The organism is Ramlibacter algicola, assembly GCF_016641735.1.
Classification (GTDB): Bacteria; Pseudomonadota; Gammaproteobacteria; order Burkholderiales; family Burkholderiaceae_C; genus Ramlibacter; species Ramlibacter algicola.
Map to the genome: position 1 here is coordinate 1830183 of NZ_JAEDAO010000001.1, position 13602 is coordinate 1843784.

Consider the following 13602-nt stretch of genomic DNA (forward strand, 5'->3'; position numbering starts at 1 on the left):
GTTCACGCGAGTGCTGCCGGCGATGGATCTCGCGCCCGCAGCCTGAGCAGCGCAGCTCAGGAGGATCGCGACACGTTGGTCTTTCGGCCCGAACCGCCGAGCGGGCCGGAAGGGAGCTTGCGCCGCGAGGCGGCCATCTCCTTGCCTCCGCTGTGCAGCTTGCTGGCAGCGGCCCAGCCGCGCGCCTCGGCTTCAGGATGCGCCACACCTTGTTTCTCGTGGCCCTTCGCGATGGCGCCGGCTTGGTGCTTCTGCTTGCCGGTCTCGGCGGACTTGTCCTTTCGCGGCATGTTGTGGAGTCCTGGGATGGGATCCCCGAAGGATGCGGCGGGCGTCACGTTCGCTGCGTCGGAGGGGAGGCACCCTGGATGCAAGGAACGTCGGGCGCCGTGACACCGGCTCACCCGTGATCAGCCGGCGCGCATCCGCTTCTCCCGGAACTCCACCACCACCCCGTCGTCGACGACCGTCAGCGTTGACGGCTCGAGGCCCATCGTGTCCGGCAGCGCCAGCTCGCGTGACGTGAACTTGTGCAGGACGAGTTCGGCCGCGACCTCGCGCGCCATGCCGGGCAGCAGGGACTGCAGTGCCTGCTTGCCCTCGGCCGTGAGGCCCGGCCAGTCGATGCCGACGATGTCCGGCTCGTGGGCGCGGACGGACCGGTCGGCGCTCTCGTAGCGCAAGGCGAACACCACGTCCACTTCGCCGGGAGGCAGGCGACCGAACGCGCTGCCGCTCGCCTCGGCGTGCAGCGACGCGCCCAGCTTGTTGCGGGCCGGCAGCAGCAGGAGCCGGGGTGCGCTGACCTGGATCTGCGCGAGGCCGGGAATGCCGAGCAGCAGGGGAAAGCGGGCCGACAGTGCTTCGTGCAACTGCGCGGCCGACAGCCTGTGGCGGGGCCGTGGATCGTCCTGCGCGAAGAGCGGCAGGGCGGGCCAGCCTGCCAGAGCGGCCACGAACGAACGTCGATCCATGCGACTAGCGCGCGGCGGGCTGCGTCGACACCTGCACCAGCTGCTGCCGCATCTGCAGCAGTTTGGCCTTCAGCACCTTGCGGTTGTCCGCGCCCACGCGCAACAGCATCTTCTGGCCGGCGGCGAGTCGCTCGAACTTGGGATCCTGGTATTCGTAGCGCGTCCACGGACGCGGCGACGCGATCGGTCCCTTCACCTCCGTCAGCACGACCTTCGGCGGCTGCGCAGGATCCGGCGTCGCCAGCAGCAGGTCGATGACCTCGAGCACGCGCGCGTTCAGCGGCTGTTTGGTGAACCCGAGATCACGGTACGCCGCTTCCAGCGCGGGATACATGCGGCGGTACAGGTCCACCGCTTTCGCGGCATCGACGGACCCCACGAAAGCCACGAACGCCGCGTAGCGCGCGTCGTTGCCGGTGGCCACCTGCGTCGCATCGCCAGCGCCCGTGACGAGGAATTTCCCGGCTGTGGGCTGCACCGGCCACACCGCCACCGGCGCATGCTCGCGCCCCAGGTTGTCCACGGTCGCGACGAAGCGGCGTGGGAAGTCGGTGGTGTCCAGGAACTTCAGCACTGCGTCGCGCCCCAGCAGCCCGATCAGGGCGGCGGTGATGTCTTCGGCCTTGACCGGATCCTCCGGCGCGGCGGGCACCAGCGCCGGCGCTTGCGGCGCGGATGCGGCTTCCTGGCGCGGCTCCGCCGTCGCGGGCGCCGGGGCGGTGGCCACCGTCTCGGCAGGCGAGCTGAACTTGGTCCAGGCGTACCAGCCGCCTACGGCAAGCACCGCCACGACCAACAGCCCCACGGCCAGCGGTGCGCCGGAACTGCGGGGCAGGGCGGGCTGCGCACGCGGCGCGCCAGATGGAGAAGAGAAGCTGGGTTCCAGTCGATCGTCCGTCATGCCTGCATGCTGCGCCGATCCACGCGCGACCTCAAGGTCGCAGCCTCATCCGTTACCTGTCTTACTCGCTGGAAGGCGTGCTGTCAGCCGCGGCGCGCCGTCAGGGCCGCAAGGGCCTGCAAGTCTGGATCGACACCGATGCCCGGGGCCTCGCCCAGCCTGCAAACGCCGTCTTCGATCGCGCGCAACGGCCCCATCAACTCCGTCCGCAACGGGTTCGGGTTCGAGTCGACTTCCAGCCAGCCATCCGCGCCCGTTGCCGCCAGCACGTGCGCCGACGCGAGCAGGCCGAGGCCGGCGCCGAGGTAGTGGGGGCAGTAGCGCAGGCCGGCGCGCAAGCCGCGGTCGATGATCGGCCAGCAGGCGGAGATGCCGCCCCACTTGGCGAGATCCGGTTGCAGCACGGTCAAGGAGCGCGATGCGATCGCCGCGTCGAAGCCGGCATCGCCGACCACGTTCTCGCCGGCAGCGAGCGGCATCGCGCAGGCCCGCTGCAGTTGCTGCCACTCGGCCCAGGGCCGGTCGGCGCGCAGCGGTTCCTCGAGCCAGCCGAGGCCGAACTCGTCGAGCTTCGGTGCCATGCGCAGCGCTTCGTCCAGCGACCAGCCCTGGTTGGCGTCGACCAACAGCGGCGTCGATGCACCGAGCAGCTCGCGCAACGCACGCAGGTTGCGCAGGTCGCGGTCCTCGCCGAAACCGATCTTCAACTTGAACGCGCCATACCCTTCGGCGCGCCGCGCAGCAACGATGTCCTCCGGTGCATCCGGGTTGATGCCGCTCGCATAGGGACGCACGACGTCGCTGTGGCCGCCGAGGTAGCGCCACAGCGGCAGCCCGGCGCGTCGCGCGCACAGGTCCCACAGCGCGAGGTCGATGCCGGCGAGCGCCTGCGCCATCGGCCCGTATTCGCCGGACTGGATGGCCAGCACGGCGGTGCGCTCGTCCAGCCATGCATACGCCTGCGCGGCGCTGTCGAAACCACGGCTGGTCGCCAGCGGCGCGAAGACCGACTCCACCAGCCGCGCGCGGTGCTCCGCGCCGACCGAGGGGAAGTTGCACCAGGTCTCGCCCCAACCGACGGCGCCGTCCGTGTCCTCGACGCGAATGAACACCGCGGGCCGGTCGTGCATGGTGCCAAACGAGGTGCGCACCGGGGTCGCGATCGGGCTGCGGAAGACGAAGGCCTCGATGCGCGCGAGGCGCAGCGGGGCCGAGGGCAGGGCGGGCAGGCTCACGGCTGCAGGTCCATTTCGAGGCGGATGGCGTCGCCGCGGTAGGTGACCTCGGCCAGGTAGACGACGGTGTCGTCAGCGTCCTTGAATACGCGCCGCACCTCGGCCACCGGCGCGTTCACCGGCAGTCCCAGCAGCGCCGCGACTTCCATGTCGGCGCTGCCGATGGTGAGCACCTGGTGCGCGCTGGCGATGCGCACGCCCTTCATCGACTTCAGCAGCGGGATGACGGTGCGCGAGCGGAAGGCGGCCGGCGACTTGCGGAAGATGCGCTCGTCCAGGTAGATGTTGATCACGCAGTACGGCCGGCCGTCGCGCGAGTGCACGCGCCGCATGAACGCGTAGCCGGGCGCGGCATGGCCCTCCGCGGCGTCGATGGGCGCCGAGCCGACGTCCTCGTCGATGTTGACGATCTTGGGCTGCGTGTCCTCGTACACGCGCGCCAGTTCATCTAGCGTGGTGACGACGTTGATGATGCGGTCGCGCCGCGGCGTGCCGGTGACGAAGGTGCCGCGGCCCTGCTGCGGCGACACCAGCCCTTCGCGGGCGAGGATGTCGATGGCCTGCCGCACCGTGACGCGCGCGACGCCGAATTCGGCCATCAGCGCTTCCAGCGACGGCAGCCGGTGGCCGTGCGGCCACAGGCCGCGCGCGATGCGCTGGCGCATCAGGTCGGCGATCTGTGCGTAGCGGGGGAGCGCGCTCTCGAGGAAGTGCGCGCCGCGCGCGCCGGTGCCGGCCGCGGCAGCGCGGGAAGTCGGGCGGAGGGCGGTGCTCATGCGGATGCTGCTGGTGCAGGGATCCGGCTAGGGAAACAACCGAGGGGGCATGTCGGCGTGAATGGTACTATCAATAGGACGTTAGGACAACACGAGACGAATCATGCAATCGACAGGCAAGGCGGGGATCGTCGCGCAATGACGCTGTCCGGGGATTTCGCGGCGGCGATGGTCGATCTCGACGGGACCATGGTCGACACGCTCGGCGACTTCGTGGCCGCCCTCGACGGCGCGCTGGACGAGCTCGGCCTGCCGCCGGTGTCGCCGGCGGTCGTGTCGCAACTGGTCGGCAAGGGCGGCGAGCACCTGGTGCGCGGCGCGCTGCTGGCGGGCGGGCTCGATGCCCACAGCGCCGACGCGCTGGCGGACGACGCGCTGCTGCGCTACCGCCGCCACTACGACGAGGTCAACGGCCGCTATGCCAAGGTCTATCCCGGCGTGGCGGAGGGGCTGCAGCGCTTGCGCGACCGCGGCCTGCGCCTTGCGTGCGTGACCAACAAGCCGACCGCGCCTTCGCGCGACCTGTTGCGCATCACGGGCCTGAACCGCCACTTCGACGTCGTGGCCGGCGGCGATCGTTTCGAACGCCTCAAGCCCGATCCCATGCCGCTGCTGCAGACCTGCGCGGAACTGGGCACGGAACCCGCGCGCACGCTGATGATCGGCGACTCGCTCAACGACGCGCTCGCGGCGCGCGCCGCCGGCTGCCCGGTGGTGCTGGTGACCTACGGCTTCAACCATGGCCGTCCGGTGCGCGAGGTGGACGCGGACGGCTACGCCGATTCCATCGACGAACTGGCCTTCGCATGACGTCCGAAGCTGCCACCGTCCGCCCGGCCAACGCGCCTGCACCTTCACGCGGCCGCCGCTTCGCCGTGCAGGCCGCGCTGGTGCTCGCGCCCTGGGTCCTGATCGTGCTGGCCTGGTACGGCATCCGTGCCAGCGGCCTCATCAGCCCGGCGCTGGTGCCGGCGCCGCACGCGGTGTTCGCCAAGTTCCTCGAGCTCGCGCGCGGCCGCCTGGCGATGGACGTGTGGATGTCGACGCAGCGCGTGTTCCTCGGCGTGACGCTGGGCGTGCTGCTCGCGGTGCCGGTGGGCTTCTGCCTCGGCTGGTACAAGGGCGTGCGGGTGTTCATCGACCCGGTGATCAACTTCTTCCGCGCGCTGCCGCCGATCGCGCTGATCCCGCTGGTGATCGTCTACTTCGGCATCGGCGAGACCGCCAAGACGGTGATCCTGTTCTACGCATCGTTCTTCGCCGGCGTGATCGTGATGTACGAAGGCATCGCGCAGATCAGCCCGATCTTCATCAAGGTCGCGCGCACGCTGGGCGCCAGCGACCTGGAGATCTTCGGCAAGGTGATCGTGCCGCTGACCATCCCGCACATCCTCACCGCCGTGCGCGTCGCGCTCGGGGTGGCGTGGGCGACGCTGGTGGCGTCCGAACTGATCGCCGCGCAGCAGGGCCTCGGCGCCCTGATCCAGGATGCGTCGGCCTTCTTCCAGCTCGACACCATCTACGTCGGCATCATCTGCATCGGCTTCATCGCGCTGGCGATGGACCTGGTGCTGCGCGCCGCCACCCGCAAGCTGGTGGCCTGGCAGGACCGCATCGCATGAGAACCGCCCCCGTTCGCGTTTCCTTCGAGCACGTCGGCGTCGATTTTCCGACGCAGCACGGCCCGATGCGCGTGCTGGACGACGTGTCGTTCGACGTGCGCGACGGCGAATTCGTCTCCATCATCGGCCCGTCGGGCTGCGGGAAGACGACGCTGATGAACATCGTTGGCGGCTTCGTGCAGCCCTCGCAAGGCCGCGTGCTGCTGGACGGCAAGCCGGTCGACGCGCCCGGCCCCGACCGCGGCGTGATCTTCCAGGAGTACGGCGTCTTCCCCTGGCTCACCGTGCGGCAGAACATCGAGTTCGGCCTCAAGCTGGCGGCCGGGCGCGTGCCGGCCGCGCAGCGCGAGCAGACGGTGCAGCGCTACATGGGCCTGATGGGCCTGTCCGACTTCGCCAACCACTTCCCCAAGCACCTGTCCGGCGGCATGCGCCAGCGGCTCGCCCTGGCCCGCGCCTACGCGGTGCGCCCGCAGTTCCTGTTGATGGACGAGCCGTTCGGCGCGCTCGACGCGCAGACGCGCTCGGCGATGCAGGACCTGCTGCTCGACGTGCTGCAGCGCGAAGGCAAGACCGTCATCCTGATCACGCACTCGGTCGAGGAAGCGATCTACCTGTCCTCCCGCATCGTCGTGGTCACCGCGCGCCCCGCGCGCATCCGCACGATCATCGACGTGCCGTTCGGCTACCCGCGTGCCGAGAACGTGCACGAAGACCCGCGCTTCGGCGAGATGCGCGCCCACATCCGTGACCTGGTGATGCAGGAGTACGCCGCCCAGGCCCGGCAGACCGTGCGGCTGTCCGACTGATTCCGCACCCTTTCCCACCCAGGAGACTCCCATGGCCCTTCATCGCAGGCAATTGATCCAGGCGGCCGCCGCCGCCACCCTCGGCGCGGGCGCGCTGTCCTCGTTCGCGCAGGCGCGCACCAAGGTGAAGGTGGGTTATCTCCACACCCCCGCGGTGGACGGCCACATCTTCATCGGCCAGCAGACCGGCGCGTTCGCCAAGCACGGCGTCGACCTCGAGCTGGTGAAGTTCACCACCGGCCTCGAGCTGTTCCAGGCCATGATCGGCGGCAGCCTCGACATGCTGGCCACCGGCGCCGTGCTGTCCAACTTCCCGGCGCGCGGGCAGGGCAAGGCCTTCCTGATGAACAACATCGAGTACGCCACCGCGCAGCTGTGGGTGCGTCCCGACTCCGGCATCAAGACGCTGGCCGACCTCAAGGGCAAGCAGGTGTCGACCACCACCGGCACCACGGCGCACGTGTTCCTGGACCGCGCGCTGCGCTCCAACAACGTCGACCCGAAGGACGTGAAGGTCGTCAACCAGCGCATGACCGAGGCGGTGAGCTCCTTCGTGTCCGGCGCCGTGCCCGCCGTCGCGCTGTGGGTGCCGTTCGATTCCGTCGTGAAGAAGCAGGTGCCCAACGCCACCAAGCTGGTCGACGCCTCGGCCTTCTTCCCGCAGGCCGCCATCATGGGCGGCTGGGCCGCGCGCAACGACTACTACGACAAGAACCAGGACACGATCAAGAAGATCATCGCGGGCTGGGCGGAAGCCAATGCCCTGATCACGAGCAAGCCCGACGAGGCCGCCGAGATGCTGCAGAAGGCGCAGTACCAGGACGTGCCGCTGGCCGACTTCAAGGAGCAGTTCAAGGCCTCGAAGTACTTCACCAACGCCGAATGGCGCACGCGCTACCAGGACGGCACGGTCACCAAGTGGCTGCAGCAGGTGACCGACTTCTTCGTGTCCACCGGCGGCATCCAGAACGCGGTGCCCGCCAGCCAGTACTTCGACGCCAAGCCCTTCATGGAAGTCGTCAAGGCATGACCGATGCGGCCGGCAGCGCCGGCTACGACTACGTCATCATCGGCGCCGGCTCCGCCGGCTGCGTCCTCGCCAACCGCCTCACGGCCGACCCGGCTTGCCGGGTCCTGCTGCTGGAGGCGGGCGGCGAGGGCGGCCATTTCTGGCTGCGCATGCCGATCGGCTACTTCCGCAGCATCTACGACCCGCGCTTCTCCTGGCAATTCCCGCTCGAGCCGCAGGAAGCCACCGGCAACCGCGCGATCGTGTGGCCGCGCGGCAAGGTACTGGGCGGCTCCAGCGCGATCAACGGCCTGCTCTACATCCGCGGCCAGCACGCCGACTTCGACGATTGGGCGCAGGTGCACGGCGCGCAGGGCTGGAGCTACCGCGAAGTGCTGCCGCTGTTTCGCAAGTCCGAGCGCTATGCCGGCGGTGCCAGCGAGTTCCACGGCGGGGACGGCGAGCTGTGCGTCTCCGACCTGCGCAACGACCATCCGTATTGCGAGGCTTGGATCCAGGCCGGCATGGAGGCGGGGCACGGTCGCAATCCGGACTTCAATGGCGCGCGCACCGAGGGGCTCGGCGCGTACCAGCTGACGCTGCGCGGCCACTGGCGCTGTGATGCGGCGACTGCATTCCTCGCGCCCGTGCGGCGCAGGCCCAACCTCACGGTGGCGACCGGCGCGCACGTCACGCGCATCGTCATCGAGCATGGCCGCGCCACCGGCGTCGAGTGGCTGCAGGACGGCCAGCGGCGCAGCGCGCACGTCGACGGCGAAGTGCTGCTCGCGGCGGGCGCGCTGCAGTCGCCGCAAGTGCTGCAGCTCTCGGGCATCGGTCCCGCCGCGCTGCTGCGCCAACAGGGCTTGCCAGTGCACGTCGACGCGCCGGAAGTCGGCGAGAACCTGCAGGACCACTACCAGGCGCGCGTCATCGTCAAGCTGCGCAAGCGCATGTCGCTCAACGACCAGGTGCGCAATCCGCTGTCGCTCGCCGCGATGGGCGCGCAGTGGGTGCTGCGCCAACGCGGCCCGCTGACCGTCGGCGCCGGCCAGGTCGGCGGCATGGTCTGCAGCGAACACGCGGAAGGCGGGCGGCCGGACGTGCTGTTCAACGTGATGCCGCTGTCGGTCGACAAGCCCGGCGACCCGCTGCATGCGTTCTCGGGCTTTTCCGCATCGGCGACGCAATGCCGGCCGCTGTCGCGCGGCACGGTGCAGATCCGGTCCACCGACCCGCTCGCACCACCGCGCATCGTCTCGAACTACCTGACGCACCCGCACGACGCCAAGGTGCTGGTCAGCGGCCTGCGCATGCTGCGCGACATCTACCGCCAGCCCACGTTCCGCGAGCTCGTCACCGACGAGGAGTACATGCCGGGCAACGCCGTGCAGTCCGATGTCGATCTGGAAAGCTTCGCGCGCCAGAAAGGCGGCACGGTGTTCCATGCCAGCGGAACTTGCCGCATGGGTGGCGACGATCGCTCGGTGGTCGATCCGCAGTTGCGCGTGCGGGGCGTCGAGGGCTTGCGCGTGATCGACGCCTCGGTGATGCCGACGATGGTGTCGACCAACACCAACGCCGCCACGATCATGATCGCGGAGAAGGGCGCCGCGCTGCTGCTCGGCCGGTGAGCGGCCGCGCCGCTGAGGCACACTCGGGGCATGGCCAGCCAACAAGAGATTGCGGATTTCATCGCCCGCGAATTCCCGCAGACCCGGGTCAAGATCCTCGAGGTCGGCGGCATGCACGCCACCGTGGCGCACGAGGTCGGCGTCGACGAGTTGCGCCCCGGCGGCACCGTCTCCGGCCCCGTGATGATGGCCACCGCCGACGTCGCCCTCTACGTCGCCATCCTCGGCGAGATCGGCATCGTCCCGCTCACCGTCACCACCAGCCTCTCGTTCAACTTCATGCGCAAGCCGTCGGCCGATCGACGCATCGTCGGTGTGTGCAAGTTGCTCAAGCTGGGACGTACGCTGGCGGTCGGTGAGGTGTCGCTGTACTCCGAAGGGCAGCCGGAGATGGTGGCGCACGCGGTGGGCACTTACGCGATTCCGCCGAAGCGCTGACCCTCGGCCGCCCCGCGGAGGCGGGGACCCATCGCTTCCGTCTCAAGTTGTCATTCCGGCTTTCGCCGGAATGACAAATCAGTGCTTTCGCCGGAATGGCAAATCAGAGCGTCCGCCGGAATGACAAGTCAGCGGCGCCTTCGTCGCAATGACCGCAGCCGATCAAACCTCCGCGATCAGCTCGATCTCGACGCACGCGCCCATCGGGATCTGCGCGACGCCGAAGGCGCTGCGGGCGTGGGCGCCCTTGTCGCCGAAGACCTGGCCGAACAGCTCGCTGGCGCCGTTGGTCACCAGGTGCTGCTCGGTGAAGTCGGGGGTGGAGTTCACCAGGGACATCAGCTTGACGATGCGCTTGACCTTGTCGAGGTCGCCGACGGCAGCCTGCAGGGTACCCAGCAGGTCGATGGCGATGGCGCGGGCGGCCTGCTTGCCTTCCTCGGTGGAGATGGACTTGCCCAGTTGCCCGACCCACGGCTTGCCGTCGCGCTTGGCGATGTGGCCGGACAGGAAGACGAGGTTGCCGGTACGCACGAACGGCACGTACGCGGCGGCGGGCGTCGCGACCGGGGGCAGGGTGATGCCGAGTTCCTTGAGTTTGTCGTTGATGCTCATCACGGCTCCTTGTCGTTGGAGCGGCGATTCTAGGAGCCCTCGACCGGCGCGACGGTGACGGCGACCTGCAGCGTGTGGTGTGCGCCGCCGTGGATCACGCCGCGGATCGGCGACACGTCGGAATAGTCGCGGCCGGTGGCGACGGTGACGTAGTCCTCGCCCGGCACGCGGTCGTTGGTGGGGTCGAGGTCGACCCATGCGCCGCGGCCCTGCGCAGCGGGCACGTACATCGACACCCATGCATGCGACGCGTCGCTGCCGAGCAGCCGTGACTGGCCGGGCGGCGGTTCGGTGAGCAGGTACCCGCTGACGTAGCGCGCCGGGATGCCCACGCTGCGCAGGCAGCCGAGCAGCACGTGCGCGAAGTCCTGGCAGACACCCTTGCGCAGGGCCAGCGCGTGGAGCGCCGGCGTGCTCGCATCCGTCGCCGCGCCCACGTACGCGAACTCGGTGTGGATGCGGTGCATCAGGCCGTGCGCGGCTTCGAGCAGCGGGCGCCCCGGCGTGAAGCTGGCTCGCGCGTAGTCGATGAACGCGGCGTCGCGCGGCACGTAGGGCGAAGCGAACAGGAACTCGCTGGCGGGATCGTGCGCGGCGTCGCGGTGGTAGCGCAGCCGCTCGCGCGAGGCTTCCCATGGCAGGCTGCTTGTGGGCTGCTCGCGCGTACTCGTCTCGACGATGCTGTCGGCGACCACGCGTAGTTCTTCATGCGCCGACTGCAGCCCGAAGAACTCGCGCACGTTGCCGGACACGTCGACCGCGGTGCTGCGCTGGTCGGGCTCGGGATCGATGCGGAGCGAGTGGCGCAGCAGCCGCTGGCCGTCGCGGTCGGCCGGACGCAGATGCGCCATGTGCAGCGCGGTGCGCACCGCAGGCGCATACGCATAACGCGTCTCGTGCAGCACGTGCAGCCGCATGCCTCAGGCCCCCACGGAGCGGCGCGGTTCGGCCGAATGCGTGAAGTAGCGGGCGCCGAGCGCATCGGACAGCTGCCACGCGGCGTCGGCGCACTGCTGCAGCGTCGCGAGCAGCTGCGTTTCGTCGCAGAGCGCCTCCAGCGTCCAGGCCTCCGGGTCCGGCACCGTCAGCGCGATGCCTGGCACCCCCGCCTTCGCGGGGGCAGGCTCTGCGGGCGCGATGCCTTCGAGGCGGGCGAGGCGGCCGCGCAGCGTCTTGGTCACCCAGGCCAGTGACCGCGGGTTGTCCTGGTCCAGCACCAGCAGGTCCAGCAACGCAGGCAGGTCGTGCCGCTGCTGGTAGCGGGCATGGAAGGTGATCGTGCTGTCGAACAGCGCGACGACCGCTTCGGAGCCGCTGGCCTCGTGCACGGCGCCCGTCTCCAGGCTGGCGGCCAACGCGCCTGCGAGGAAGCCGAGCCGTTCCAGGTGCCGGCCGGTGGACAGCAGCCGCCAGCCGTCGTCGCGCGTCATGCGGTCGGTCTGCGCGCCCGTCATCGCGGCGGTGTGGCCGAGCACGGCTTCGAGCAACCGCAATGCTTCGCCCGACGGGTAGTCGCCGCCGGCGGCCGCCTTGGCGCAGCCGCGCGTGAAGTCCTGGTCGGCGCGGACCATCAGGTTCCACTGCTCCTGCGACAACCGGTCGCGCACCGACGATGCCGCACCGCGCAGCGCGCCGAGGTTGTAGCCGACGCTGGTCGCGCGCTGCGTGTCCGCGAGCGCAGCGACGAGCGAGCGCTCGAACACGCGCCGCGATGCCGACGGAGGCGGCACGTTGGGCAGCACGAGTCCTTGCTCCGTCGCGAGCCGCCCGAGCCACGCCAGCAGCGGCTGCGACGACACGTCCTCGCCGCCGAGGGACTGCAGCACGAGCCGCGCGAGGCGCGCCGTGTTCTCGGTGCGCTCCGTGTAGCGGCCCAGCCAGAACAGGTTCTCGGCCGAGCGGCTGGTCACCATGCGGTCGCGGTGCGCGCCGGCGGCGGACGGGTGCTCGTGGTGCAGCAGCGTCGTGGCGTCGACCTCGCCTTCGGTGAGCACCCAGGTGTCGGCGCTGCTGCCGCCGCGCTGCATGGTGGCGATCTCGGCCGTCTCGCCGGCGATGCGCGTCAGGCCGCCGGGCAACACGCGCCACGACCCCGCGCCATCCGAAATCGCGAACACGCGCAGCATGAATGAGCGCGGCGTGAGCCGGCTGCCTTTCCAGGTCGGCATCTGCGCGAGCGGCTGGTAGGCCTGCAACGTGTGCTCGCCAGGGTCGCGCGCGATCTTGCCGGCCCACTCGTCGAGCTCACGCCGGGAGAGATAGCGGCCCAGCACCGCAGCGGCGCCGGGCGCGCCGTAAGTGGGCTTGAGCACACCCGCCGCGAGTTGCGGCAACGCGGCCTCCATCGCCGCGCGCTCGCCGCACCACCAGGTCGCGATGGAGGGCAGCGAGAGCTCTTCACCCAGCAGGTGCTTGCACAGCCCGGGCAGGAAGCCGAGCAACGCGCTCGACTCGAGCAATCCCGTGCCCGGCGCGTTGGCCACCAGCACGTTGCCGGCGCGCACGGCCTGCAGCAGCCCGGGAACGCCCAGGCGCGAGTCGGACCGCAGTTCCAGCGGGTCGAGGAACTCGTCGTCCAGCCGCTTGAGGATGCCGTGCACCGGCTCCAGCCCGCGCAGGGTCTTGAGGTACAGGCGCTCGTCGCGCACCGTGAGGTCGCTGCCTTCGACCAGCGGCAGGCCCAGGTAGCGCGCCAGGTACGCGTGCTCGAAGTAGGTCTCGTTGTAGGGGCCGGGCGTGAGGAGCACCAGCCGCGCGTCGCCTTGCGGCGCCGGGCACATCGAGCGCAGGCCTTCCACCAGCGCCCGGTAGGTCGCCGCGAGCCGCTGCACGCGCAAGCCCGCGAACGCCGCGGGGAACGAGCGCGAAACGATCAGCCGGTTCTCCAGCAGGTAGCCCAGGCCCGAGGGGGCTTGCGTGCGCTGCGAGGCGACCCACCACCGGCCGTCCGGATCGCGCGCAAGATCGAAGGCCGCGATGTGCAGGAACATCCCCCCGGCCGGCTGCACGCCATGCAGCGAGCGGATGTAGCCCGGGTGCCCATGCACGAGGGCAGGCGGCAGCAGGTTGCGCGCGAGCAGGTCCTGGGGGCCGTACACGTCGGCGAGCACGCGGTCGAGCAGGCGCACGCGCTGCAGCACCCCTGCTTCGATGCGCTGCCAGCTGTCGGGCGTGACGATCAGGGGGAAGAGGTCCAGCGACCACGGCCGCTGCGGACCGTCCGCGTCGGCGTAGACGTTGTAGGTGATGCCGTTGTCGCGCACCTGGCGCGCGAGGAGCTGCTGGCGCGCGTCGAGCCCGCTGAATGCTTCCGGGCCGAGGTGGCCGAAGAAAGCGGACCAGTGCGGTGCCAGCGGGTCGGGCGTGGCGCCGGGGCGCGAAAGGCTGCCGCGCAGTTCGTCGAAGTGGCCGCCGGCGGCTGGCGGCGCGATGGCCGCGGCGAGCGCGGCCGGATCGTCCTGGGCGTCGTCGCCGAACAGCGAGTCGATGGGCTTGTCCACGGCAGCGGCATTGTCCCACTGCCTTCGTTCGTCGTCCCCGCGGAGGCGGGGACCCATCGCTTCCATGGAGTCTCTCTGAAGGCGGAAGC

14 protein-coding genes are annotated in these 13602 nt (G+C 70.2%); 6 read left to right on the forward strand and 8 right to left on the reverse strand.

The genetic code is table 11. The features are described from left to right. Positions 1-56 precede the first annotated feature (56 nt). The 5 genes from I8E28_RS08920 to I8E28_RS08940 all read right to left on the reverse strand — a co-directional run bounded on the left by I8E28_RS08920 (position 57) and on the right by I8E28_RS08940 (position 3886). Positions 57-290, reverse strand: coding sequence for a hypothetical protein (locus I8E28_RS08920; protein WP_200787632.1), 234 nt, complete (start codon positions 288-290; stop codon positions 57-59). A 120-nt stretch (positions 291-410) separates the two neighbouring features. Then, entirely contained in the window at positions 411-974 is a 564-nt protein-coding gene (locus I8E28_RS08925; RefSeq protein WP_200787633.1) for a DUF1439 domain-containing protein, read from the reverse strand. A 4-nt stretch (positions 975-978) separates the two neighbouring features. After that, a complete protein-coding gene (locus I8E28_RS08930) occupies positions 979-1875 on the reverse strand; it encodes a DUF3014 domain-containing protein (protein WP_200787634.1) in 897 nt (298 codons plus the stop codon). Positions 1876-1958: 83 nt separating this feature from the next. Then, positions 1959-3110 carry a mandelate racemase/muconate lactonizing enzyme family protein gene (locus tag I8E28_RS08935; protein ID WP_338050746.1) on the reverse strand — a complete coding sequence of 384 codons (1152 nt, stop codon included), beginning with the start codon at positions 3108-3110 and terminating at the stop codon, positions 1959-1961. Next, on the reverse strand, positions 3107-3886 hold the full coding sequence (locus I8E28_RS08940; RefSeq protein ID WP_200787635.1) for a GntR family transcriptional regulator: 780 nt from the start codon (positions 3884-3886) through the stop codon (positions 3107-3109). The genes I8E28_RS08935 and I8E28_RS08940 overlap by 4 nt, the downstream gene beginning before the upstream one ends. Before the next feature lie 138 nt (positions 3887-4024). On the opposite strand from I8E28_RS08940, the gene gph reads away from it, so the two are divergent. Genes gph through I8E28_RS08970 form a run of 6 tightly spaced genes read left to right on the forward strand, consistent with a single transcriptional unit; the run spans position 4025 to position 9398 of the window. After that, positions 4025-4696, forward strand: coding sequence for a phosphoglycolate phosphatase (gene gph / locus I8E28_RS08945; protein WP_200787636.1), 672 nt, complete (start codon positions 4025-4027; stop codon positions 4694-4696). Continuing rightward, complete coding sequence (locus tag I8E28_RS08950; protein WP_200787637.1) at positions 4693-5508, forward strand: ABC transporter permease; 816 nt, start codon at positions 4693-4695, stop codon at positions 5506-5508. Before gph ends, I8E28_RS08950 begins: the two co-directional genes overlap by 4 nt. After that, positions 5505-6317, forward strand: a complete 813-nt coding sequence (locus I8E28_RS08955) for an ABC transporter ATP-binding protein (protein WP_200787638.1) — start codon at positions 5505-5507, stop codon at positions 6315-6317. Before I8E28_RS08950 ends, I8E28_RS08955 begins: the two co-directional genes overlap by 4 nt. Positions 6318-6348: 31 nt before the next feature. Beyond that, positions 6349-7347 (forward strand): ABC transporter substrate-binding protein, encoded by a 999-nt coding sequence (locus I8E28_RS08960; RefSeq protein WP_200787639.1) that lies wholly within the window; start codon positions 6349-6351, stop codon positions 7345-7347. Then, on the forward strand, positions 7344-8960 hold the full coding sequence (locus tag I8E28_RS08965; protein ID WP_200787640.1) for a GMC family oxidoreductase: 1617 nt from the start codon (positions 7344-7346) through the stop codon (positions 8958-8960). Before I8E28_RS08960 ends, I8E28_RS08965 begins: the two co-directional genes overlap by 4 nt. Before the next feature lie 30 nt (positions 8961-8990). Further along, positions 8991-9398, forward strand: a complete 408-nt coding sequence (locus I8E28_RS08970; protein WP_200787641.1) for a PaaI family thioesterase — start codon at positions 8991-8993, stop codon at positions 9396-9398. A 162-nt stretch (positions 9399-9560) separates the two neighbouring features. On the opposite strand, the gene I8E28_RS08975 is transcribed toward I8E28_RS08970, so the two are convergent. The 3 genes from I8E28_RS08975 to I8E28_RS08985 are packed head-to-tail and all read right to left on the reverse strand — an operon-like array spanning position 9561 to position 13570. Next, positions 9561-10013, reverse strand: coding sequence for a RidA family protein (locus I8E28_RS08975; RefSeq protein WP_200787642.1), 453 nt, complete (start codon positions 10011-10013; stop codon positions 9561-9563). A gap of 29 nt (positions 10014-10042) precedes the next feature. Next, positions 10043-10930: a transglutaminase family protein gene (locus I8E28_RS08980; protein ID WP_200787643.1), complete on the reverse strand. Its 888-nt coding sequence runs from the start codon at positions 10928-10930 to the stop codon at positions 10043-10045. Positions 10931-10933: 3 nt separating this feature from the next. Beyond that, on the reverse strand, positions 10934-13570 hold the full coding sequence (locus tag I8E28_RS08985; protein WP_200787644.1) for a circularly permuted type 2 ATP-grasp protein: 2637 nt from the start codon (positions 13568-13570) through the stop codon (positions 10934-10936). Positions 13571-13602 lie beyond the last annotated feature (32 nt).